A 21,110-nucleotide genomic window follows, 5' to 3' on the forward strand; every position below is an offset into this window, starting at 1 on the left:
CATGATGGCGTGACGGTCGGTGCCAGCTGCTTGTTTTTAAAGAAAATTTTATAGAAACAGTGCAGTACGGCACATTTCTTGCTTAGCCGTAATGTCAGCCATCTGGCATACCATTCATGTGAGGAAGACACCGTGTCCACCGAAGACCAAGCAGGGAGTGGCGAGCAGGCTGCTCCAATGACCCCGCAGGGCGCGGCGCGTCGCCGCCTGGCCAAGGCCGGGCTGGGTGCGGCCGGCGTATTGTGGACGACCCAGAGCCACGCCACCAGGGTGTGCGTATCCGCATCCGCGGCGCTTTCCACCGGTTTGAGCAGCAGTTATGCGAACAAGCCCGTCGCCTGCTCGGGCCGCTCGCCGGGCTATTGGAAGAACCACGGCGGTTGGCCTGTCGCGGAAGGCACGCCATTCAGCAACGTGTTCGGCTGCTCCTTCAAGAACGACAGCACTTATGGTTCGTCGACGCTGCTCCAGATAGTGAGGGGTTGCGATTTCGATAAGTATAATCTCGGCATGCATTTGGTCGTTGCATATCTGAACGTCAAGAAGGGCTGGATCAGCTATTTGTCGGAACGTACGCTTACCCAGATGTGGAGCGAGTTGCAGAGCACCGGCTACTACCAGCCGGCAAAGGGCGTGATGTGGAGCGCCGAGCAGACCAAGCGCTATCTCGAGTCCACCCACGACTAAGGACGCGGTTTGCCGATGTGGCGATTGATGAGCGGGCAGTCGCTGGCCTACCGCTGCTGGGATGACGAAGCCCTGCTGTACAACGACCTGTCGGGCGAGACCCACCTGCTCGGCCTGGCTGCCCTGTGCGTACTGGAAAGGCTGCGCGCCGGCCCCGCTTCCGCGGCGGCGCTGGCCTCCAGTCTGCTGGAAGAATTCGACATCGACGACGCCGGGCTGGGCGATGAGTTGGATGGGTTGCTCGGCGAACTGTCGCAGCTTAGCCTGATCGAGCCCTGCCCATGCTGACCCTGGCCAGCCTTGGCCGCGCGGAGCTGCATGGCCGTCTAGCCCTGTCCGGCCCCGGCCTGGTGCTGCGCACCGGTCCTTTCCGCAGCCGCATCCGTACCGATATCGCCCACTTGGCCGACACCATCGCCCTGCTGTATGCCGATTACCCGGTCGAGGGCGAAGACGGGTTTGCCGATTTCCAGCTGGCCTTCCGCCGCAGCAAGGGCCTGCGCCGCTGCTACCATCCCCAGGTGCGCTTCGACAGCGATGGCGTCGAACCCTTCCAGCCGCTGCCGCTGGCCCAGGCCTACCCGATGTTCGAGTGGGTGATGAACTGGTGCGTCTCGAACCATGCGCACGGTTTCCTGATCCTCCATGCCGCCGTGCTTCAGCGCGGCAATGCCGGCGTGATCCTGCCGGCGCCCCCGGGTTCCGGGAAGAGCACCCTGTGCGCCGCGCTGGCCAGCCGCGGCTGGCGCCTGTTATCGGATGAGCTGACCCTGATCCGGCCCGCCGACCTGGCGCTGATTCCGCTGCCGCGCCCTGTCAGCCTGAAGAACGCCTCGATCGGCGTGCTGCGCAGCTATGCCCCGGATGCGCTGTTCGGCCCCGAGGTCCACGGCACCACCAAGGGCACCATCGCCCACATGCGTGCACCGGGCGCCAGCGTCGCCGACGCCGGGTTGCCGGCGCGCGCCACCCATGTCGTGTTCCCAACCTACGAAGCGGGCGCGCCGGCGCAGCTCGCGGCGCTGCCGAAGGCGCGCCTGTTCACAGGCATGGCCGACAATGCCTTCAACTATGCGGTGCTGGGCGCCCAGGGTTTCGACACCCTCGGACGGCTGGTCGAGGACTGCGCCGGATGGTCGTTCCGCTACAGCCGGCTCGACGATGCCATGGCCGTGTTCGACCGCTTCGACGGTGCGGCCGCCCTGTGCGCATGAAGACGGGTGCGCTGCCCCTGCTGGTCGACGTCCTGCGCGATCCCGGGCGCAGCCTGACGCTCGACCTGGCCGGCTGGGATCTGCTGCTGCGTCATGCCGCCAACGCCAGCCTGCGCGCCAGCCTGAGCGCAATGCTTGCCGAGGCAGGGCTGCTGGATGCGGTACCGCCAGCGCCGCGCCGGCACCTCGACTGGGCGGCGGTCCTGGCTGCGCGCCACCAGGAAGCCGTGCGTTTTGAGGTCGGTCAAATCCAGCGCGCATTGAATGGTCTGGGACTGCCGCTGATCCTGCTCAAGGGCGCAGCTTATGCGATGGCCGGCTTGCCGCCAGCCGCCGGCCGCATCTTTTCCGACGTCGACATCCTGGTGCCGAAGGAGCGCATCGGCGAAGTCGAGGCGGCGCTGATGCTGCACGGCTGGGCCGGCGCGAAGCAGGATGCCTACGACCAGCGTTATTACCGCGAATGGATGCATGAATTGCCGCCGATGGAGCATGTCAAGCGTGGCAGCACGATCGACGTGCACCATGCAATCCTGCCGGAAACGGCGGCCGCGCGGCCGGATCCGGCGCTGCTGCGCGCTGCGGCGCAGCCAATCCCCGGGAGTGAAGGGATATGGATGCTAGCGCCGCACGACCTGGTGCTGCACAGTGCGGTACACCTGTTCTCCGAAGGCGAGATGGACCACGGCCTGCGCGGCCTGCTCGACCTGCACCGACTGCTGCAGCATTTCGGCGCCGCGTCCGGATTCTGGGACGGACTGGCGGCGCGCGCCGTGCAGCTGCAGCTGGCACGGCCGCTGTTCTATGCGTTGCGCTATTGCACCCGCCTGCTCGGGACCGCAGTCCCGCCGGCGGTGCTGGTCGCGGCCGCAACCGCTGGCCGGCCTCCCGCGCTCCTGCTGGCCTTGATGGACGCATTGTTCCTGCGTACCCTCATACCGCCACATCCGGATTGCGCCGACGGCTTAACGCCAGCGGCCCGCGGCGCGCTCTACTTGCGCGCCAACTGGCTGCGCATGCCGCCGCTGATGCTGGCGCGTCACCTGTTCCACAAGGCCTTCATCTCGCCGCGCCAGGAAGAAGTGGCGCCCTAGCAAAGGAAAAGGCCGGATCGTAAGATCCGGCCTTTCCGTTTTCCTGGTGCCGCCGGGTTTCCCCGGCGGTGAGGAATATTACTTGGCAGCGCGACGGCGGCGCAGGCCAGCCAGGCCGGCGAAGCCCAGGCCCAGCAGGGCCAGCGAGCCTGGTTCCGGAACTTCCTTCAGCTTGCCTTCGACGTCGCCGCTGGCGTCGACGTTCCAGCCATTTTCGTAGCCGTTCAGGATGTCGAAGCTGGTGTTCAGAATCAGGTCGTGCGCCGAGCCGCCGGCCAGGTCAGCGATGCTGTTGGTGTTGAACCATTCAGCCCACGCGCCGCCGACGACGTCCAGGAAGCCGCTGCCGTCGCCGGTAGCGCCATTCACGCGGTAGCTCGAAGCGTAGCTGTAACCAGCCGGAGTCGACACCACGCTAGGAGCGAACTCGGTCTTCAGCACCAGTTTGCCGCCGATGTCGGTGATGCCCGTGTAGCCGTCGGGGCCGATACGGCCACCGGTGCCGAGCGCGCCGTTATACATGGCGTTGTTCAGGTACATGTTCAGCCAGCCGCCGGTGCTCAGGGTCGAGATGGTCGGGATGGTGACACCGGAAACTTCGACCAGGGTATCCTTGAGGCCGCCGAACACGCCGGTCAGGTATTCACCATTCTGACCTGCGGTGAAGATCTGCTGGCCGGTCGACAGGTTGCTGATACTTTCAACGGAGAAGATGCCCCAAGTATCTTCGCTACCGACGGCGCCTTGCGACGGCATGCCTGCCGCAGCATCGCAGCTTGCCACCGTGTTGCAAACGATGCCCGGGGTAGCGGTGGAGTAGCCAACGGTACCAGCATCAAATGCGTTAAACGTAATCTTGATATCGCCAGCGGTCAGGGTGATCGCGCTAGCTGGGGCAGCCATGCCGCAAGCCAGTGCGACACCAGCGATGATTCCCGAGATCTTCTTCATGTTCATTTCAAATCCTCACAAGGTAGTTATACACAACAGCGACAACAGGTATTAAGCATTATCTGTGCCAGATTTAAAAAGGTCTTGTAAGTGATTGATACTAATAAGAAATGTAAAATTTCCAATCGGAATCTGCGCGTTAGTCTTAATCCCTTGTAAGAAAATCCGACAGTGAGCTAGCTAACACAACTCTCGCACGTTGTAAAAAATTGCACTACGATAGAAGTCCTGCGTGAAACCGAATGCGAGACCGATGAATACTTTCAACTACGACGAATTTACCAAGCGAAACAGTGGATATATCCATGCCAGCACCCAGGACAAGATCCGCAACGCTCGTGTCCTGTTTGCCGGTTGCGGGCTTGGCAGCGGCCCCGTCATCTGCGCGGCGCGCACCGGTTTCCAGCATTTCGTGCTCATCGACGGCGATACCGTCGACGCCCATAACCTGAACCGCCAGTTCTTCGACTTCGACGACGTCGGCACGCCCAAGGTCGAGGCGCTCAAGAAGCACATCCTGCGCATCAATCCGGAGGCGACGGTCGAGGCCCACGTGGCCATGCTCGACAAACACAACGCGGCCGACCTGGTCGGCCAGGTCGACCTGATCTTCGATACCATCGATTTCGTCGACCTGGAAGCGGTGCTGGCCCTGCACGGCAATGCGGCCGCGCGCGGCAAGCCGATCTTTACGGCCATGAACATCGGCTTCGGCGCGGGGGTCATGTATTTCCCGCCGGGTTCGGGCAATTCGCTGCCGGCCATCCTTCAGCGCGACGTGGAAGCGGCGGCTGCGGAAGGCAAGCTGAGCTATACAGAAGTGTTCGGCCGCGTGATGGGACGCATCGGCGCCCATCTGGACCGTCAGGTGATGGAAGAGGTGGCCAAGGCCTTGACCATCATGGAGGATGGCACCGCCTGCCCGGCCTCGCAGATCGCGGTCGGCAGCTTCTCGGTGGCGGCGCTGGCGATGGCGATGATGCATGACATGCTGGCAGGGATGGAAGTGCCGGCGGCGCCCAACATGGTGATCCACAGCTTCCGCAACCACGTCACCAAACTGGTGAATATCGCTAGTTGATGTCGCCGTGCCCGGGCATGCTGCCCAATTCCTGATTGCGCACCACGTGCACGCGGGAGGGATGGGTATGCTCGACCACGGGCGCTTTTTCGTTGAACCAGGCCGCCAGTGTCGGGTTGCTGTGACGCAGCTTGCGTCCGAGGTCATGCAGGTCCAGCACGTAGGGCGTGACCGCCCCGTAGTAGTTCGCTTCCGGGCCGATGGCCATGAAGCGGAATCCCATCTTCTTCAAGGCATGGGCGAGCGAGCGTTCCATCGCCGCATACCAGTAGCGGATGCCGGCTTCCTGGCTGTGGCGGAACATTTCGCGGTACATGCCCAGCAGCAGCATCGGCGAGGTTCGGTCACGGCGGTCGACGGCGGGATCGAATTCGTAGGACGGTTCATGCGTCGGGACGAAACCTGGAATGCCCAGCACGCTGTCGGCACGCCGGCGCCGGTGGGTTTTCTTGACGACCAGGCGCGAGATCTCGGCCGACTGTTCGCGGTCCGGCATTTCGAAATCGCCGAAGACCTCGCAGTGCAATTCGAAGGGATAGGGTTTCGGGGCCGAGGGTTGTACGAGGCGCACCGCCCCGACCAGTTTCTCGTCCATCGTAAAAGCTGCGAAATGGGTGGAAACGTCGTCGTAGTCGTCGAGTTCCATGCCGTCGACATACTGTTCCGGATGGAGGAAGGCGCATTCGAGGCAATACACCTGGTGCCGCAGCCTGAAGATGTCGCCCGGGATTGCACCGTGATGGCCGCCCCGGTAAGCCCGGAAAATCTTGCGATTGACGTGATCGATTGTTTCCTGATGTGCCCCGAACTCAACACGGGACAGGAAGGCGTCAGGATCGACGCGTGCTTTTCCGTTGTCCATCTGTATTTTTTGTCCAGTTTTGGACCCTGTTATTTTTTCCTGAAACGTCCCTCCATATAACTGCCGACCATGGTCTTTACCATGATCCACAGGGGGATCGGTTCGTCGTTGAACCACGCTGCCAGGAACTTGTTTTCTCTCTTTAAACGCCCGATCAGTTCATCGAGGTCGGCCATGTGGGGAGTGACCGGACCGTAGTAATCCACCTGCGGTCCGATCGGCACAAACCTGAATCCCATCTTTTCCAGCGAGCGCGCCAGTGACCTTTCCATAGCGGCGTACCAGTAACGAATCCCGTTTTGGCGGCTATGGCGGTACATCTCTCGATACATTCCCAACAATAATAGCGGACTATTGCCGCGCTTGTCGCGCCGCACGGTTGAACGCGGTTGAATCGTCTTCGTGCTGCCTTTTTCCATGAAGTCCTGCGAAATACCCTCCATCGAGTCGCCACGGCGCCTGCGGTGCGTCTTCTTGACCACCAGGCGCGAGACTTCCGCCGCGCTTTCGCGAGGCGGATAAGTGAATTCAGGGAAAGGTATGCAGTGGCTTTCGAAAGGATAGGCTTGGCCCTCATGCGGCTGGACCAGACGCACCGTACCGACGATATCCTTGTTCAGGGTGTAGGCGGCAAAATGGATCGCGCAATCGTCGTATTCGTCCGTTTCCTGGTCGTTCTCGAAGTCGTCCGCTTCGAGATAGTGCCGTTCCAGACAATACACTTCGTAACGCAACTTGTAGATTTCCTTGAGCACGTAGGATTCCATATTCCCTTTTAGTACTTTCTGGAAAGAGAAGTAGGGAATCAGTACGTCGCGCTTGCCGCTGAAACGTTCGATGATGCGGGTGAAGAAACCACTCGGCGCCGCTTCGCATTCTTGTTGTTGGGTAAGGGAAGTCATGATCAGGCCCAGGGGCAATCGAGTCGACATCGGGATGGGCGGCGGCTGGAAAGGCCGCCGCCGCAGCGTTTTACAGTTGTTGCATCAGCGATTTGGCATCTTCCAGCGCCGCGAAGGGCTTGCCTGACGCCAGGGTCTTTTCCAGTTCCTTGCGCGCGGCGGCCTTGTCGCCGCTCTTGGCCAGGGCTGCGGCCAGGTGGTAGCGGATGTCATGGGCTTCCGGGGCCTTGGCGACCGCCTTGCGCAGCACTTCCAGGCCACGCGCCGTGTTACCGCTTTCCACCAGCACCCAGCCCAGCGTATCCATGACCGCCGGGTTCTCGCCAGCAATCTTGAAAGCCTGTTCGGCGGTCGGCAGGGCACGCGGATCCTTTTCTTGCTGGTATGCCCATGCCAGGTTGTTCAGCGCGACCGCATTTGATGGATTGGTCTTGACGGTCGTTTCGAGGCTGGAAATTGCCTGCTTAAACTGACGCTTGGCCAGATAGCCGTCAGCAATGAGCAGGCTTACGACCTGGTCCTTTGGATGGGCGGCATGGTATTTCGCCAGGCGGGCCTGGGCCTCGCCTTCCTTGCCGGTCTGCTTCAGGAGCTCGTTGATCTTGAGCAGGTGAGAGGAAGAGTTGCTGATGGCATAGGCTTTCTCGAAGGCGGCAATTGCCAGGGCCGGCTTTTGCTGGGCCAGCAGCACTTCACCTTCCAGTTCGAAGCCGACCGTCGCCTTCGGTTCGTCCTTCTGGAGCTGGCGCGCCACCGCGAGCGCCTCTTCCGGCTTCTTGGCGCGCATGGCCATCTGGGCCTGGGCAACCCGGGCCTGGACGAATTTCGGATCGAGGGCCACGGCGCGCTTCAGGTCGTCGGCCGCAGCCGCGTCGTTTTTCATCAGCAGGTGCACCGTCGCCAGGCGCATTTGCGCCATCGCCGATTTCGGGACGACGTTCACCAGCTTGCTGTACGACTCGAGGGCGCCGCCGTGGTCTTCTTTCGCGATTTGCGCCTGGCCCATCAGGTCCAGCAGTTCCGGGTTGGTCGGGTGGACGGCAAGCATCTTGCGCGCCAGCGCCAGTGCCTTGTCGGCCTGCTTGGTACGGAGGTAATGGTTGCCGAGGTTGACCGCCGGGGCCGGGGCTTCCGGGTTTTCCGCCTGGGACTTCTCGAGCCAGGTGGTGGCGCCTTCGGGACGGCCTGCCTGCAATTCGAGCGTCGCCAGCGCATTCATCGCTTCGATGTTCTTCTTGTCCTTGGCCAGCAGGGTTTCGAAGCGCTTCTTGGCGCCGGCAGGATTTTTCTCGGCGATGTCGATCCGTGCCAGATTCGCCGCTGCAGGGAAGTAGGACGGGTTCAGCACGAGTGCCCGCTCGAAGCTGGCACGGGCATTCTTGAGGTCTTGCTTGCTCAGGTAGACGCCGCCCTTCATGTTGTGGACCGCCGGGTTGTCCGGCTGTGCCTTCTCGAGCGCCTGGACAGCGGTGAGCGCCTTGTCGTACTGGCCGCGGCGCAGTTCGGCCTGGGCCAGCGCAAAGCCGGCCTCGGTGTTTTTCGGGTCGAGCGTGGCGGCACGCTCCAGTTCGCCGATCGCCTTGTCCCAGTCGCCCTGGCCGAGCTTCGACAGGCCGAGCGAGGTGCGGATGCTGGCCGCGTCCGGCGCCAGCGCGGAGGCCTTCTCCAGATAGTCCGAGGCCTTGGCGAAGTCGCGCGACTGCAGGTAGGACTGGCCGGTCAGCGCCAGCAGCTGGGCGTCCTTGTTGCCGTCCTTCAGGGCCGGGGCCAGCACCGCGGTGGCCTCGGCGGGCTGGTTGGTCTTGAGCAGGGCCTGTGCCAGCAGTTTCCGGGCATAGAGATTGTTCGGGAGGGTTTCCAGGTATTTGCGCAGGTGCTGCTCGGCCTGCTGGTTGCCGCCCAGGTTCAGCTCCACGGCGCCGGCCAGCAGGATGCTCGGCAGGTGCTCGGGCGCGACCTTCAGGATCTTCTGCAGCAGTTCCTTGGCCTCGGCGTTCTTGCTGCCGGTATAGTCGAGCAGGGCCTGGGCGTAGGTGACGTTCAGGTCGCTTCCCCAATGCTTCTTGGCGGCCTCGATATCGGCCTTGGCTGCCGCAAGGTCGTTCGTGCCGATGTGCACATAGGCTTTTTCAAGATTGGCGCTGCGGTGTGCCGGGTTGATTGCCAGTACCTTGTCATAGGCGGCGAGCGCTTCCTTGGCCTTGCTCTGGCTGCGCTGGAGGTTACCCAGCATCATCCAGGCTTCGGCATTGCCCGGGTCCCGGGTCGTGGCATCGCCGACGAAACGGCTGGCAGCCGCCAGGTCGTTTTCCGATGCGGCCAGGCGCGCCAGGCCGATCAGGCCGTCACCGGCATTTCCGTACACGGCCAGTGCGGCTTCATACGCTTCCTTGGCCTTGTCCTTTTCGCCCAGCGCCAGGTGGGCATCGCCACGGCGGGCCAGCAACACTGGAGATGCCTTGGCCTGCTCGGGCTTGATTTCCTCGAGCAGCTCCTTGAACTTTCCCTGCTGCAACATCGTGCGTGCGAGCAGCGGCTGAATCTTGTCTGCCGCGACACCCAGGCTGGCCGCCTTGCGCAGTTCCTTGTCCGCCGAAGCGGCATCGCCGAGCTCGAGATGCAGGGAACCGAGGCGCAGGCGCGCCTCAGCGTTTTCCGGGTTTTGTGCGACTGCATTTTTGAGCTGGATCAACGCAGCCTTGCGGTCGCCCTTCTTTTCGTACTGTTGCGCTTCCGCAATCAGCTCTTCCGCAGTCTGGGTGCGGCTACAACCGGCCATGCCCGCGCTCAGCAGGATGGCGCCGGAAACCACGGCAACGGCAAGTTGTTTCTTGGTGAGAGTACCCGGCATTGTCTTTTCCCTTGATGAAGGCGCTTGCGTAAAGTGTGGTTTGGGTGCAAGCGAAGTTTCCCGAGTGTTAATAATACCCTAAGGAATCCGTTGCCAACGTCATCATCTCATCCGTATCCGCAAATAGCCTGGCAGTGTTGCTATTGTGCGCGCTTGCGCTGGGCGTAGTGTTGATTTGCGGAAAGATAACAGCAGTTCGCTGCTGATTGCAGCCCCATGCATGGGGGATCAGGGTTTGCGCAGGCGGCCGAGGAGGGCTTCCACGTTCTCGCCGACCGGTAAGCCATGACGGCGCAATAGCTGGACATGCAACACCAGGTTTTCCAGCACCAGCTTGGCCGATACCGCGAGCAGGGTCATCAGGCGGTCTTCGGTGCTGAAGTTTTCCATCGCCCCCGCCATCTCGCACAGGTGGGTGGCGACCAATTCACGCAATTCGTCCTCGGGAAAGGGAAGGTCGGCGAAATCGATCGGGTCTTCCAGTTCGACTTCGCGCATCAGGGCGGCGAGCTGTTCGGGCTGAATCGGCATGCGTGCACTCCGCTGGTTGGCGTCAGTCCATTCTAGGCCAGCGCGGCGGTCGGCGGCCACGGGATTGGACAGTAGCCGCGCCGGTCCGACAGGCATAGAATGGCATTTCGCAAGAGAAACAACGAAGGAGCGTCAGGTCGGCCATGGCACAGCTGTTCTTCACCCAGCAATTGGCGCGCTTTACCAGCGTGCCGCAAGTCGACTCCACGGCGCGCGAACTGCGTGCCGGGCTGGAGGACGCCTTCGCCATCAATCCGCTGCTGCGTGGCTACGTGCTCGATGACCAGGGCCGGCTGCGCGCGAACGTGACGATCTTTATCGACGGCCGGCGCTGCCGCGACCCCGCGCGCCTGGACGACCCTTTGCAGCCTGGCAGCCAAGTCTACGTGCTGCAGGCACTTTCCGGAGGCTGAAACGATGAGCGAGCGTGCATACCTGTCGACCCGCAAGGGCCTGTTCGAACTGCGCAAGGAAGGCGGCCGCTGGGACTTCGGTCCGGTCCACTTCCTTGGCGAGCCGGTATCGATGGCGCTGCCGGACCCGCGCGACGGCGCCCTGTATGCGGCACTCAACCTGGGCCACTTCGGGGTGAAGCTGCACCGCCGCCGCGCCGGCAGCGAAACCTGGACCGAACTGCCGGCGCCCGCCTATCCGCCCAAGCCCGAGGGCAGTGAAGACAAGACCGACTGGAACAACCGGATGATCTGGGCGCTGGAGGCGGGCCACGCCAGCCAGCCCGGCCTGCTGTGGGCGGGTACGCTGCCCGGCGGCCTGTTCGTTTCGCGCGACCACGGCGATTCGTGGCAACTGGTGCGTTCGTTGTGGGACGTGCCGCAGCGCGCCAGCTGGTTCGGCGGCGGCTACGACGTTCCCGGCATCCACAGCATCAGCATCGATCCCCGCGACGCCGGGCGCTTGCTGGTGGGCGTGTCCTGCGGCGGCGCCTGGCGCAGCGAGGATGGCGGCGAAGCCTGGACCGTCAGCGCGACCGGCATGCGTGCCGACTACATGCCGCCCGAGATGAACGAGAACGAGGAAGTGCAGGACCCGCACCGCATCGTGCGCTGCGCCGGGCAGCCGGACGTGCTCTGGTGCCAGCACCACAACGGTATGTGGCGCTCGCTCGACGGCGGGCGGCGCTGGCAGGAGATCACGGGCGCGCCGCTGTCGCATTTCGGTTTCGCGGTGGCGGCCCATCCGCTTGATGCCGACACGGCCTGGTTCGTGCCGGCCGAGGCGGACCAGCGCCGCATTCCGGTCGGCGCGGCCCTGGCGGTGCTGCGCACCCGCGACGGCGGCAAGAGCTTCGAGGTGCTGCGCCATGGGCTGCCGCAGGAGCATTGCTATGACCTGGTGTACCGCCACGGACTGGCGGTGAGCGGCGACGGCCGTACCCTGCTGATGGGGTCGACGACGGGCGGGGTGTGGATCTCGGAAAACGGCGGCGACAGCTGGCGGACTTTGTCCACCACGCTGCCGCCGGTGTATGCGGTGTGCTTCGGCTAGCGAAGCACACGGCACAAGGACTTACATATTGCGGCGGTACTGCCCGCCGACCTCGAACAGCGCGGTCGTGATCTGGCCCAGCGAGCAGACGCGCACCGCGTCCATCAACCTGGCGAACACGTTCTCGTTGTCGATCGCGGCCTGCTGCAGTGCTGCCAGGGCGGCGGGCGCCTTGTCCGCGTTACGCGCATGGAAGGCTTCCAGGCGGGTCAGCTGCGACTGCTTCTCGTCGTCGGTCGAACGCGCAAGCTCGATCGTCGCCGGTGCGCCGGCGCCGTTCGGGTTGCGGAAGGTGTTCACGCCGATGATCGGCAGCGAGCCGTCGTGCTTCTTGTGCTCGTACAGCATCGACTCTTCCTGGATCTTGCCGCGCTGGTAGCCGGTTTCCATCGCGCCCAGCACGCCGCCGCGCTCGGCGATGCGCTCGAACTCCTGCATTACCTGCTCTTCGACCAGGTCGGTCAGCTCGTCCATGATGAAGGAACCCTGGTTCGGATTCTCGTTCTTCGCCAGGCCCCATTCGCGGTTGATGATCAGCTGGATCGCCAGTGCGCGGCGGACCGATTCGTCGGTCGGCGTGGTGATCGCTTCGTCGTAGGCGTTGGTGTGCAGCGAGTTGCAGTTGTCGTAGATCGCGATCAGCGCCTGCAGCGTGGTACGGATATCGTTGAAGTCGATCTCCTGCGCGTGCAGCGAGCGGCCCGAGGTCTGGATGTGGTACTTCAGCTTCTGCGAACGCTCGTTGGCGCCGTACTTGTCGCGCATCGCCACCGCCCAGATGCGGCGCGCCACGCGGCCCAGCACCGTGTATTCCGGATCCATGCCGTTCGAGAAGAAGAACGACAGGTTCGGGGCGAAGTCGTCGATGTGCATGCCGCGTGCCAGGTAGGCTTCGACGAAGGTGAAGCCGTTCGACAGCGTGAAGGCCAGCTGCGAGATCGGGTTCGCGCCGGCTTCGGCGATGTGGTAGCCCGAGATCGACACCGAGTAGAAATTGCGCACCTGATGGTGCACGAAGTATTCCTGGATGTCGCCCATCACCTTCAGCGAGAACTCGGTCGAGAAGATGCAGGTGTTCTGGCCCTGGTCTTCCTTCAGGATGTCGGCCTGCACGGTGCCGCGCACGTTCATCAGGACCCAGTCCTTGATCTTCTGGGCTTCGTCGTCGGTCGGCTGGCGATGGTTATCGGCCACGAACTTGTCGATCTGCTGGTCGATGGCGGTGTTCATGAACATCGCCAGGATGGTCGGGGCCGGGCCGTTGATGGTCATCGAGACCGAGGTCGACGGGCTGCACAGGTCGAAGCCGTCGTACAGCACCTTCATGTCGTCCAGGGTCGCGATCGACACGCCCGAGTTGCCGACTTTGCCGTAGATGTCGGGACGCAGCGCCGGGTCGGCGCCGTACAAGGTCACCGAGTCGAACGCGGTGGACAGGCGTTTCGCGTCCATGCCGGTCGACACCAGCTTGAAGCGTTTGTTCGTGCGGAAGGCGTCGCCTTCGCCCGCGAACATGCGGGTCGGGTCTTCGCCTTCGCGCTTGAAGGCGAACACGCCGGCCGTGTAGGGGAAGGAGCCCGGTACGTTTTCCAGCATCAGGAAGCGCAGGACCTCGCCGTGGTCTTCGAATTTCGGCAGGGCCACCTTGCGGATCGGGTTGCCCGACAGGGTCTTCTGCACCAGGCGGGTACGGATTTCCTTGTCGCGGATCTTGACGACGTAATCGTCGCCCGCGTAGGCGGCCTGCATGTCCGGCCACATGGCCAGCAGCTTTCGGGCGCCGCCTTCCATGGCGTTCTCGCGTTCCGTGATCAGGTCATCGAGGACCACGTCACGGTTGGCGGCGGCCAGCATGCGCTTGGTCTCGCTCAGCTGCTGGCGCTCGCGCGCCAGTTGCACCTGCTTTTTTACGTTGCGGTGGTAGCCGCGCACGGTGTCGGCGATCTCGGCGAGGTAACGCGCACGGGCCGGCGGCACGATCACGTTCTTGCCGCTCGAGTACTTCTGCGAAGGCGCAGTCAGCTTGCTCGGCTCGACCTGCAGGCCCAGCTCGGCCAGCTTCGGCAGCAGGCCGTGGTACAGGGCGGTGACGCCGTCGTCGTTAAAGCGCGAAGCCTGGGTGCCGTAGACCGGCATTTCGTCGGGCTGCCTGCTCCACAGTTCGCGGTTGCGCTGGTACTGCTTGGCGACGTCGCGCAGGGCATCCTGCGCGCCCTTGCGGTCGAATTTGTTAATCGCGATGAAGTCGGCGAAGTCGAGCATGTCGATCTTCTCGAGCTGCGAGGCGGCGCCGAATTCCGGGGTCATCACGTACATCGAGGTGTCGACGTGCGGCACGATGGCGGCGTCGCCCTGGCCGATGCCCGAGGTTTCGACGATCACCAGGTCGAAGCCGGCCACCTTGCAGGCGGCGATCACGTCCGGCAGCGCCTGCGAGATTTCCGAACCGGCTTCACGGGTGGCGAGCGAGCGCATGAAGACGCGCGCCTGGTCATTCCATGGGTTGATTGCATTCATGCGGATGCGGTCGCCCAGCAGGGCGCCGCCCGACTTGCGGCGCGACGGGTCGATCGAGATGACGGCGATGTTGAGGCGGTCGCCCTGGTCGAGGCGGATGCGGCGGATCAGTTCATCGGTCAGCGAGGACTTGCCGGCGCCGCCGGTGCCGGTGATGCCCAGGGTCGGCACCTTCAGCGTCTCGGCGGTGTCGACGATCTGCTTGCGCAGCGACGCGTCGGCCTTGCCGCTTTCCAGCGCGGTGATCAGCTGAGCCAGTGGGCGGTGGCGTGCGGCGATGTCGCCTTGCTGCAGCGCCTCGATCGAGGTCGGCGCGTAGGAGGACAGATCGACGTCGCAGCTTTCCAGCATCGAGCGGATCATGCCGACCAGGCCCATGCGCTGGCCGTCTTCCGGGCTGAAGATGCGGGTGACGCCGTAGGCGTGCAGCTCCTCGATCTCGCCCGGGACGATCACGCCGCCGCCGCCGCCGAACACCTTGATGTGGGCGCCGCCGCGCTGGCGCAGCAGGTCGATCATGTACTTGAAATATTCGACGTGGCCGCCCTGGTAGCTCGAGATGGCGATGCCTTGCACGTCTTCGGCCAGGGCCGCGGTGACGACTTCGTCGACCGAGCGGTTGTGGCCGAGGTGGATCACTTCGGCGCCGTTCGACTGCAGGATGCGGCGCATGATGTTGATCGAGGCGTCATGGCCGTCGAACAGGGAAGCGGCGGTGACGAAGCGCACCTTGTTGGCCAGCTTCGGCTGCTCCGGCAGGTCGAGTTTCGCGGCGGTGGTGATGTCGTTCATTGGATTGGGTCCTTGGCAGTTCGGGAGGACAGGGGTATCCTGGTACGGTATATGACGTTAACGTTAACGTCAAGCCGGGCACGCGGAAGGGAGCGGCATTGCCGCCCCCTCGGGATCATTACGCGGCGCGGCGCTTGACGTTGCCGGACAACAGCTCAGCCTTGCGTGCACGGAACTCGGCCACGGCTTTTTCCTTCACGTGGCCGAAACCGCGGATCTGTTCCGGCAGCGAGGCCAGTTCGACGGCATCCGCATGGTTGGCCGCGTCCAGCCTGGCGATCAGGCCTTCGACCAGTTCGCGGTACTCGGCGATGAGGGCACGCTCCATCTTGCGCTCCGCCGTGTGGCCGAAGATGTCGAAGGCGCCGCCGCGCAGGCCTTTCATTTTCGCCAGCAGCTTGAAGGCGCCGAACATCCAGGAGCCGTACTGCGCCTTGACCATGTGGCCCTTGGCGTCCTTCTTCGCGAACAGCGGCGGGGCCAGGTTGAACTTCAGGCTGAAGTCACCTTCGAACTGGGTCTTGAGCTGCTCGACGAAGCGGCCGTCGGTGTACAGGCGCGCCACTTCATACTCGTCCTTGTAGGCCATCAGCTTGCAGTAGTACTTGGCGACCGCCAGGGACAGCTTGTTGCCCAGTCCTTGCGCCGACTCGGCCGCGCGCACGCGCGCCACCAGGTCTTCGTACACGCCCGCATAGGCGGCGTTCTGGTAACCGGTCAGGAACTCGACGCGCTTCTTGATGACGGTCTCCAGGCTCTGCGGCATCTGCACCACGATGGATTGGGTCGGCGTGGCCTGCTTCTCGACGCGCTTGAAGTCCACGGCGGCGCGGCGGCCCCACAGGAAGCTCATCTTGTTCGAGGCTACCGCCACGCCATTCAGCTCGATCGCGCGCAGCAGGGCGGCTTCCGACAGCGGGATGCGGCCCTTTTGCCAGGCATAACCCATCAGGAACAGGTTGGTCGCGATCGAGTCGCCCATCAGCGCGGTCGCGAGTTTGGTCGCGTCGACGAAATCGGCGCCCGACTCGCCACCCACGGCTTCCAGGATCAGCGCACGCACGTCACCTAGCGGAAATTCCCAGTCGCGCTGCTGGGCGAAGCTGCCGGTCGGCTGCTCGTGCAGGTTGACGATGGCCAGGGTGCGGCCCGGACGCATTTTGGATACCGCATCGGCGGCGCCGGTGGTCAGGATGTCGCAGCCCAGGATCAGGTCCGCTTCGCCGGTGGCGATGCGCTGTGCCCGCAGGCGGTCCGGGGTGGCGGCGATCTTCACGTGCGAGGTCACCGAGCCGTTCTTCTGGCTCATGCCGGTCATGTCCAGCACCGATGCGCCCTTGCCCTCGAGGTGGGCGGCCATGCCCATCAGCGCGCCGACGGTGATGACACCGGTGCCGCCGATGCCGTTGATCAGGATGTTGTACGGATGCTCGACGCTCGGCAGGACCGGCTCAGGGAGCGAACCCCAGCCATCGTCGGCGCCGTTCTTCGACACGCCGGCCTTGCTCTTCTTGAGCGTGCCGCCTTCGACGGTGACGAAGCTCGGGCAGAAGCCCTTGGCGCAGGAATAGTCCTTGTTGCACGAGGACTGGTCGATCTGGCGCTTGCGGCCGAATTCCGTTTCCTTCGGCAGGATCGAGACGCAGTTCGACTGGATGCCGCAGTCGCCGCAGCCTTCGCACACGGCTTCGTTGATCACCATGCGCTGGTTCGGATCGTGGAACTCGCCTTTTTTCCGGCGGCGGCGCTTCTCGGCGGCGCAGGTCTGGTCATAGATGATGACGGTCACGCCCGGCAGCTCGCGCAGCTCGCGCTGGACGTCGTCCATGTGCTTGCGGTCGTGCAGGGTGACCATCTCCGGCAGCTTGGAGCGATCCGCGTAGCGCGACAGGTCTTCGGTGACGAGCGCGATGCGCTTGACGCCTTCGGCCGCCATCTGCTGCGCGATCATCGGCACCGAGGTCTGGCCGTCGACCGGCTGGCCGCCGGTCATCGCGACCGCGTCGTTGTACAGGATCTTGTAGGTGATATTGACCTTGGCCGCCACCGCGGCGCGGATCGCCAGGTAGCCCGAGTGGAAGTAGGTGCCGTCGCCCAGGTTCTGGAACACGTGCGGCACCTGCGAGAACGCGGCCTGGCCGATCCAGGGCGTGCCTTCGCCGCCCATGTGGGTGGTCAGCTTGTTCATCTCCGGGTAGATCGAGGTCGCCATCACGTGGCAGCCGATGCCGGCCAGCGCGAAGGAACCGTCCGGCACCTTGGTCGAGGTGTTGTGCGGACAGCCGGAGCAATAGAAGGCCGGGCGGAAGGGCGTGGTGATCGCCTTCTGCAGCACCGCGTCCTTGGCTTCGAGGAAGGACAGGCGCGCCTTGATCAGGTCGCAGGTGGCTTCATCGGTGACGAGGCGCGCGATGCGGCCGGCGATCACGCGGGCGACCTGCGCCACCGAGAAGTCGGCCTTCGGCGGCAGCAGCCAGTCGCCGCGCGGCGCGACCCATTCGCCCTTGTCGTCGAACTTGCCGACGATGTGGGGGCGCACGTCGTCGCGCCAGTTGTACAGCTGTTCCTTGAGCTGGTACTCGACGACCTGGCGCTTCTCTTCGACCACCAGGATCTCTTCCAGGCCTTGCGCGAATTCGCGCACGCCTTCCGGTTCCAGCGGCCAGATCATCGCGACCTTGTACAGGCGCAGGCCGACCTTGGCGGCCATGGCTTCGTCGATGCCCAGTTCTTCCAGCGCTTCCAGCACGTCGAGGTAGGACTTGCCCGAGGCGATGATGCCGAGTTTCGCGTCCGGGCTGTCGATGGTTGTGCGATTCAGCTTGTTCTCGCGGGCGTAGGCCAGCGCCGCGTAGATCTTATAGTCCTGCATCAGCGCTTCCTGGGCGCGCGCCTGCTGGCCCAGCGGAACCGAGGACAACCTGGTATTCAGGCCGCCTTCGGGCATCGTGAAGTCCTTCGGATACTTCACCTCGACGCGGAAGGGATTGGCGTCGACCGATGCGCTCGATTCGACCGTGTCGGCCAGCGCCTTGAAGGCGACCGCGCAGCCCGAGTAGCGCGACATGGCCCAGCCATGCACGCCCAGGTCCAGGTATTCCTGCACGTTGCAGGGGTAGAGCACCGGGATCATGCAGGCCGAGAAGATGTGGTCGGACTGGTGCGGCAGGGTCGAGGAATAGGCGCCGTGGTCGTCGCCGGCCACCAGCAGCACGCCGCCATGCTGCGCGGTGCCGGCATGGTTCATGTGCTTGAAGACGTCGCCGCAGCGGTCCACGCCCGGGCCCTTGCCGTACCACATGGCAAACACGCCATCGTACTTGGCGGGTCCGATCAGGTCGACGGTCTGGGTGCCCCAGACCGCGGTCGCGGCCAGGTCTTCGTTCACGCCCGGCACGAACTGGATCTTGTTCGCTTCCAGGTGGCCCTTGGCCTTCCACAGAGTCTCATCGAGGCCGCCGAGGGGCGAGCCGCGGTAGCCGGACACGAAGCCGGCGGTGTTCAGGCCGGCGGCGGCGTCGCGCTCGCGCTGCATCATCGGCAGGCGCACGAGGGCCTGGATACCGGACAGGAAGATGTTGCCGGACTTGGCGGTGTATTTGTCGTCCAAGGTAACGGTGTGAAGGCGGGACGAAACGTCCGGCGCCACGGCCTGTGGCGTGACGGTATCTGGCATGCGGGTCTCCATTGTGTGGTTCGGTGCTGTGGCGCCGGCCGCCGGGTAGGCAGAGGCGCTTTTTGACCGCGTGGAGTGTAGGGACTTAGGCCAGCCAGGGCCAATAGGGAATGCGGATGGGGGTATAAGAAAAAATGATGACCGTTATATGCTCAACCCGCGCTCAGGCGCGCACCCGGCCAGGCGCCGCGCGCGCACAGGTCTTCGGTCACTTCGCGCACCAGCTTCCCGATCGCCGCCGCCGCATTCGTCAGCGGGATATTCCGCGACGCACACAGCGTCACATGGCGCGTCACCGCCGGCTCGCCGACCGGCCAGGCCGCCATCGCGCCACGCTCGATGTCGGCCAGCAGGGGCGCCACCGGCAGCAGGGTGGCGCCGAGATCGGCCAGCAGGGCCGAGCGCAGGATCGCGAGGGAGTTAATCTCGAGGACGGGACCGAGCGCCAGGCCCGCGCCTTGCGCCACCTGCTCGACCAGCGGCCGCACGCCGTGTTGGCGCGCCGGCAGGATCAGGGTGCTGGCCAGCGCTTCCTTCAGGGTCAGCGTCGCTGCCGCCGGCGCGAACGCCGAACCGGCGCGGCAGATGAACATCAGGTCTTCCTCGACCAGGGCGGTGGCGGTGAAGTGTCCGGCCGGGACTTCGTCGAACAGCACCGCCAGGTTCAGGCGGCCCGACTTCAGCTGCTCGGTGAGGCTGCCCGAAATCTCCTCGGTCAGCTGGAGCGTGATTTCGGGATACCTGGCCCGCGCGGCGCGCAGCAGTGGCAGCGCCAGTGCGCCCGAAATACTGTGGGGCAGGCCGAGCGACACGCTGCCCGAGGGCCGGGTGGTGGACTGGACCACGGCCGAACGCGCATCGGCCACCTGCTTGAGGATCGCCTGGGCATGCTCGTAGAAGATCTTGCCCGCATCGGTGCTCACTACCCCGTGCGCCGAGCGGTGCAGCAGTTGCGCGCCGAGTTCTTCCTCGAGCTGGCGCAGCTGCTGGGTCAAGGCCGGCTGCGCGACGTGCAGGACCAGGGCGGCGCGCGACAGCGAGCCGTGGTCGACGATGGCGACAAAATACCGGAGTTGACGAAATTCCATCTTTTGAAGGGTGTGTCTTAACAGCAACAATCGATGATTGTATGTAACAATCTTGCTATACTGCATGGTAGCCGAGGGGCGCCCGTCATTATCACAGAGCAGAGACACGACATGTTGAAAAAGGTGGATGCATCACAGTTGAAGGTCGGGATGTTTATCCATGACCTCGATTGCGGCTGGATGGAACATCCCTTCGTGCGCAACCGTTTCCTGCTCACGACCGAGGACGAGGTCTACAAGATCCGCAACGCGAAGATCCGCGGCGTCGTCATCGATTGCAGCAAGGGGATGGACGTGGACGATGCGCCGACCCTGGCCCAGGCCGAAGCCGCGACCGAAGCGGAAGTCACGGCGATCGCGGCCAAGCCCTTGATCGTCACCCGCGTGTCGCTGGGCGAGGAATTGCAGCGCGCCGCCCAGATCCGCAAGCAGGCCGCCGGCCTGGTGCGCACCGTGATGGCCGATGCCCGCCTCGGCAAGGCGGTCGAGCTGGACAAGGTGGGGCCGGTGGTCGAGAGCGTGACCGAATCGATCCTGCGCAATTCCGGCGCCCTGCTGGGCCTCCTGCGCATCAAGAACAAGGACGACTACACCTTCCTGCATTCGGTCAGCGTGTGCGCGCTGCTGGTCGCGTTCTGCCGTTCGCGCAAGATGGACGATGACACGATCTACCAGGCCGGCCTGGGCGGCCTGCTGCACGACACCGGCAAGGCGCTGGTGCCGGACGCCATCCTGAACAAGCAGGGCCGCCTGAGCGACGAGGAATTCGACATCATCAAGCGCCATCCGCGCGACGGCTACGACATCCTGGTCAAGACGCCGGAGATCGGCCCGATCCCGCTCGACATCACGCTGCACCATCACGAACGACGCGACGGCAGCGGCTATCCGGACAAGCAGGACGAAGCGCGCATCAGCGAACTGGCGCAGATGGCGGCGATCGTCGACGTCTACGACGCGATTACCTCGGACCGCTGCTACCACAAGGGCATGCCGGCAGCCGAAGCGCTGCGCAAGATCTACGAGTGGAGCAAGTTCCACTTCAGCCCGACGCTGGCCCAGGAGTTCATGCGCTGCGTCGGCATCTACCCGGTCGGCACCCTGGTGCTGCTCGAATCGGGGCGTCTGGGCGTGGTGATCGAGCCGCACGAAACCAGCCTGCTCACGCCGAAGGTCAACGTGTTCTTCAGCACCAAGACGCCCGGCTATATCAAGCCGCAGACCCTCGACCTGTCCAAGCCGCTCGGCTTCGGCGGCGGCGACAAGATCCTGCGCCACGAGCCGGCCGAGAAGTGGAACGTCAACCCGATGCAGTTCATGAACATCGCCTGAGATTCAATGCTGCGACAATAGCCATT

General features: G+C 64.0%; 16 protein-coding genes. 8 read left to right on the forward strand and 8 right to left on the reverse strand.

Going from position 1 to position 21,110, the window contains the following annotated elements:
- Nucleotides 1–132 precede the first annotated feature (132 nt).
- Genes AC56LK_RS13995 through AC56LK_RS14010 form a run of 4 tightly spaced genes read left to right on the forward strand, consistent with a single transcriptional unit; the run spans nt 133 to nt 2,995 of the window.
- On the forward strand, nt 133–687 hold the full coding sequence (locus AC56LK_RS13995) for a hypothetical protein (RefSeq protein WP_497185100.1): 555 nt from the start codon (nt 133–135) through the stop codon (nt 685–687).
- A 27-nt stretch (nt 688–714) separates the two neighbouring features.
- Nucleotides 715–975 carry an HPr-rel-A system PqqD family peptide chaperone gene (locus AC56LK_RS14000; RefSeq protein WP_497185101.1) on the forward strand — a complete coding sequence of 87 codons (261 nt, stop codon included), beginning with the start codon at nt 715–717 and terminating at the stop codon, nt 973–975.
- Nucleotides 969–1,901 carry an HprK-related kinase A gene (locus AC56LK_RS14005; RefSeq protein ID WP_497185102.1) on the forward strand — a complete coding sequence of 311 codons (933 nt, stop codon included), beginning with the start codon at nt 969–971 and terminating at the stop codon, nt 1,899–1,901. Before AC56LK_RS14000 ends, AC56LK_RS14005 begins: the two co-directional genes overlap by 7 nt.
- A complete protein-coding gene (locus AC56LK_RS14010; RefSeq protein ID WP_497185103.1) occupies nt 1,898–2,995 on the forward strand; it encodes a nucleotidyltransferase domain-containing protein in 1,098 nt (365 codons plus the stop codon). The genes AC56LK_RS14005 and AC56LK_RS14010 overlap by 4 nt, the downstream gene beginning before the upstream one ends.
- Before the next feature lie 78 nt (nt 2,996–3,073).
- Here AC56LK_RS14010 and AC56LK_RS14015 read toward each other — a convergent pair whose 3' ends face one another.
- Nucleotides 3,074–3,952, reverse strand: coding sequence for a PEP-CTERM sorting domain-containing protein (locus AC56LK_RS14015; RefSeq protein WP_497185104.1), 879 nt, complete (start codon nt 3,950–3,952; stop codon nt 3,074–3,076).
- Nucleotides 3,953–4,199: 247 nt separating this feature from the next.
- On the opposite strand from AC56LK_RS14015, the gene AC56LK_RS14020 reads away from it, so the two are divergent.
- On the forward strand, nt 4,200–5,027 hold the full coding sequence (locus tag AC56LK_RS14020) for a HesA/MoeB/ThiF family protein (RefSeq protein ID WP_497185105.1): 828 nt from the start codon (nt 4,200–4,202) through the stop codon (nt 5,025–5,027).
- Here AC56LK_RS14020 and AC56LK_RS14025 read toward each other — a convergent pair.
- The 4 genes from AC56LK_RS14025 to AC56LK_RS14040 form a co-directional block, all read right to left on the reverse strand.
- Nucleotides 5,020–5,889, reverse strand: coding sequence for a PEP-CTERM/exosortase system-associated acyltransferase (locus AC56LK_RS14025; protein ID WP_497185106.1), 870 nt, complete (start codon nt 5,887–5,889; stop codon nt 5,020–5,022). The genes AC56LK_RS14020 and AC56LK_RS14025 overlap by 8 nt on opposite strands.
- Before the next feature lie 29 nt (nt 5,890–5,918).
- Nucleotides 5,919–6,791: a PEP-CTERM/exosortase system-associated acyltransferase gene (locus AC56LK_RS14030; protein ID WP_497185107.1), complete on the reverse strand. Its 873-nt coding sequence runs from the start codon at nt 6,789–6,791 to the stop codon at nt 5,919–5,921.
- 70 nt (nt 6,792–6,861) lie between these two features.
- Nucleotides 6,862–9,642 (reverse strand): XrtA/PEP-CTERM system TPR-repeat protein PrsT, encoded by a 2,781-nt coding sequence (gene prsT, locus AC56LK_RS14035; RefSeq protein WP_497185108.1) that lies wholly within the window; start codon nt 9,640–9,642, stop codon nt 6,862–6,864.
- A gap of 228 nt (nt 9,643–9,870) precedes the next feature.
- Nucleotides 9,871–10,173 carry a hypothetical protein gene (locus tag AC56LK_RS14040; RefSeq protein ID WP_497185109.1) on the reverse strand — a complete coding sequence of 101 codons (303 nt, stop codon included), beginning with the start codon at nt 10,171–10,173 and terminating at the stop codon, nt 9,871–9,873.
- 143 nt (nt 10,174–10,316) lie between these two features.
- On the opposite strand from AC56LK_RS14040, the gene AC56LK_RS14045 reads away from it, so the two are divergent.
- Together AC56LK_RS14045 and AC56LK_RS14050 are read left to right on the forward strand one after the other, a co-directional pair.
- Complete coding sequence (locus AC56LK_RS14045; RefSeq protein WP_497185110.1) at nt 10,317–10,586, forward strand: MoaD/ThiS family protein; 270 nt, start codon at nt 10,317–10,319, stop codon at nt 10,584–10,586.
- 4 nt (nt 10,587–10,590) lie between these two features.
- Entirely contained in the window at nt 10,591–11,679 is a 1,089-nt protein-coding gene (locus AC56LK_RS14050; protein ID WP_497185111.1) for a WD40/YVTN/BNR-like repeat-containing protein, read from the forward strand.
- Between the two features lie 21 nt (nt 11,680–11,700).
- Here AC56LK_RS14050 and icmF read toward each other — a convergent pair whose 3' ends face one another.
- From icmF to AC56LK_RS14065, 3 genes are all read right to left on the reverse strand, one after another.
- Complete coding sequence (gene icmF / locus AC56LK_RS14055) at nt 11,701–14,988, reverse strand: fused isobutyryl-CoA mutase/GTPase IcmF (protein ID WP_497185112.1); 3,288 nt, start codon at nt 14,986–14,988, stop codon at nt 11,701–11,703.
- 118 nt (nt 14,989–15,106) lie between these two features.
- Nucleotides 15,107–18,664, reverse strand: a complete 3,558-nt coding sequence (locus AC56LK_RS14060) for an indolepyruvate ferredoxin oxidoreductase family protein (protein ID WP_497185113.1) — start codon at nt 18,662–18,664, stop codon at nt 15,107–15,109.
- A 152-nt stretch (nt 18,665–18,816) separates the two neighbouring features.
- On the reverse strand, nt 18,817–19,752 hold the full coding sequence (locus AC56LK_RS14065; protein WP_497185114.1) for a LysR substrate-binding domain-containing protein: 936 nt from the start codon (nt 19,750–19,752) through the stop codon (nt 18,817–18,819).
- Nucleotides 19,753–19,863: 111 nt separating this feature from the next.
- Here AC56LK_RS14065 and AC56LK_RS14070 point away from each other — a divergent pair, with 111 nt between their 5' ends.
- Entirely contained in the window at nt 19,864–21,084 is a 1,221-nt protein-coding gene (locus AC56LK_RS14070; RefSeq protein WP_497185115.1) for an HD-GYP domain-containing protein, read from the forward strand.
- Nucleotides 21,085–21,110: the final 26 nt, after the last annotated feature.

It is taken from the genome of Telluria sp. ZB4P36, from assembly GCF_059685865.1.

Coding starts and splice junctions, on each gene's coding strand:
- icmF (WP_497185112.1), bottom strand. CDS start 14,988: ATGAACGACATCACCACCGCCGCGAAACTCGACCTGCCGGAGCAGCCG.
- AC56LK_RS14020 (WP_497185105.1), top strand. CDS start 4,200: ATGAATACTTTCAACTACGACGAATTTACCAAGCGAAACAGTGGATAT.
- AC56LK_RS14030 (WP_497185107.1), bottom strand. CDS start 6,791: ATGACTTCCCTTACCCAACAACAAGAATGCGAAGCGGCGCCGAGTGGT.
- AC56LK_RS14015 (WP_497185104.1), bottom strand. CDS start 3,952: ATGAACATGAAGAAGATCTCGGGAATCATCGCTGGTGTCGCACTGGCT.
- AC56LK_RS14000 (WP_497185101.1), top strand. CDS start 715: ATGAGCGGGCAGTCGCTGGCCTACCGCTGCTGGGATGACGAAGCCCTG.
- AC56LK_RS14010 (WP_497185103.1), top strand. CDS start 1,898: ATGAAGACGGGTGCGCTGCCCCTGCTGGTCGACGTCCTGCGCGATCCC.
- AC56LK_RS14005 (WP_497185102.1), top strand. CDS start 969: ATGCTGACCCTGGCCAGCCTTGGCCGCGCGGAGCTGCATGGCCGTCTA.
- AC56LK_RS14060 (WP_497185113.1), bottom strand. CDS start 18,664: ATGCCAGATACCGTCACGCCACAGGCCGTGGCGCCGGACGTTTCGTCC.
- AC56LK_RS14025 (WP_497185106.1), bottom strand. CDS start 5,889: ATGGACAACGGAAAAGCACGCGTCGATCCTGACGCCTTCCTGTCCCGT.
- prsT (WP_497185108.1), bottom strand. CDS start 9,642: ATGCCGGGTACTCTCACCAAGAAACAACTTGCCGTTGCCGTGGTTTCC.
- AC56LK_RS14045 (WP_497185110.1), top strand. CDS start 10,317: ATGGCACAGCTGTTCTTCACCCAGCAATTGGCGCGCTTTACCAGCGTG.
- AC56LK_RS14050 (WP_497185111.1), top strand. CDS start 10,591: ATGAGCGAGCGTGCATACCTGTCGACCCGCAAGGGCCTGTTCGAACTG.
- AC56LK_RS14070 (WP_497185115.1), top strand. CDS start 19,864: ATGTTGAAAAAGGTGGATGCATCACAGTTGAAGGTCGGGATGTTTATC.
- AC56LK_RS14065 (WP_497185114.1), bottom strand. CDS start 19,752: ATGGAATTTCGTCAACTCCGGTATTTTGTCGCCATCGTCGACCACGGC.
- AC56LK_RS14040 (WP_497185109.1), bottom strand. CDS start 10,173: ATGCCGATTCAGCCCGAACAGCTCGCCGCCCTGATGCGCGAAGTCGAA.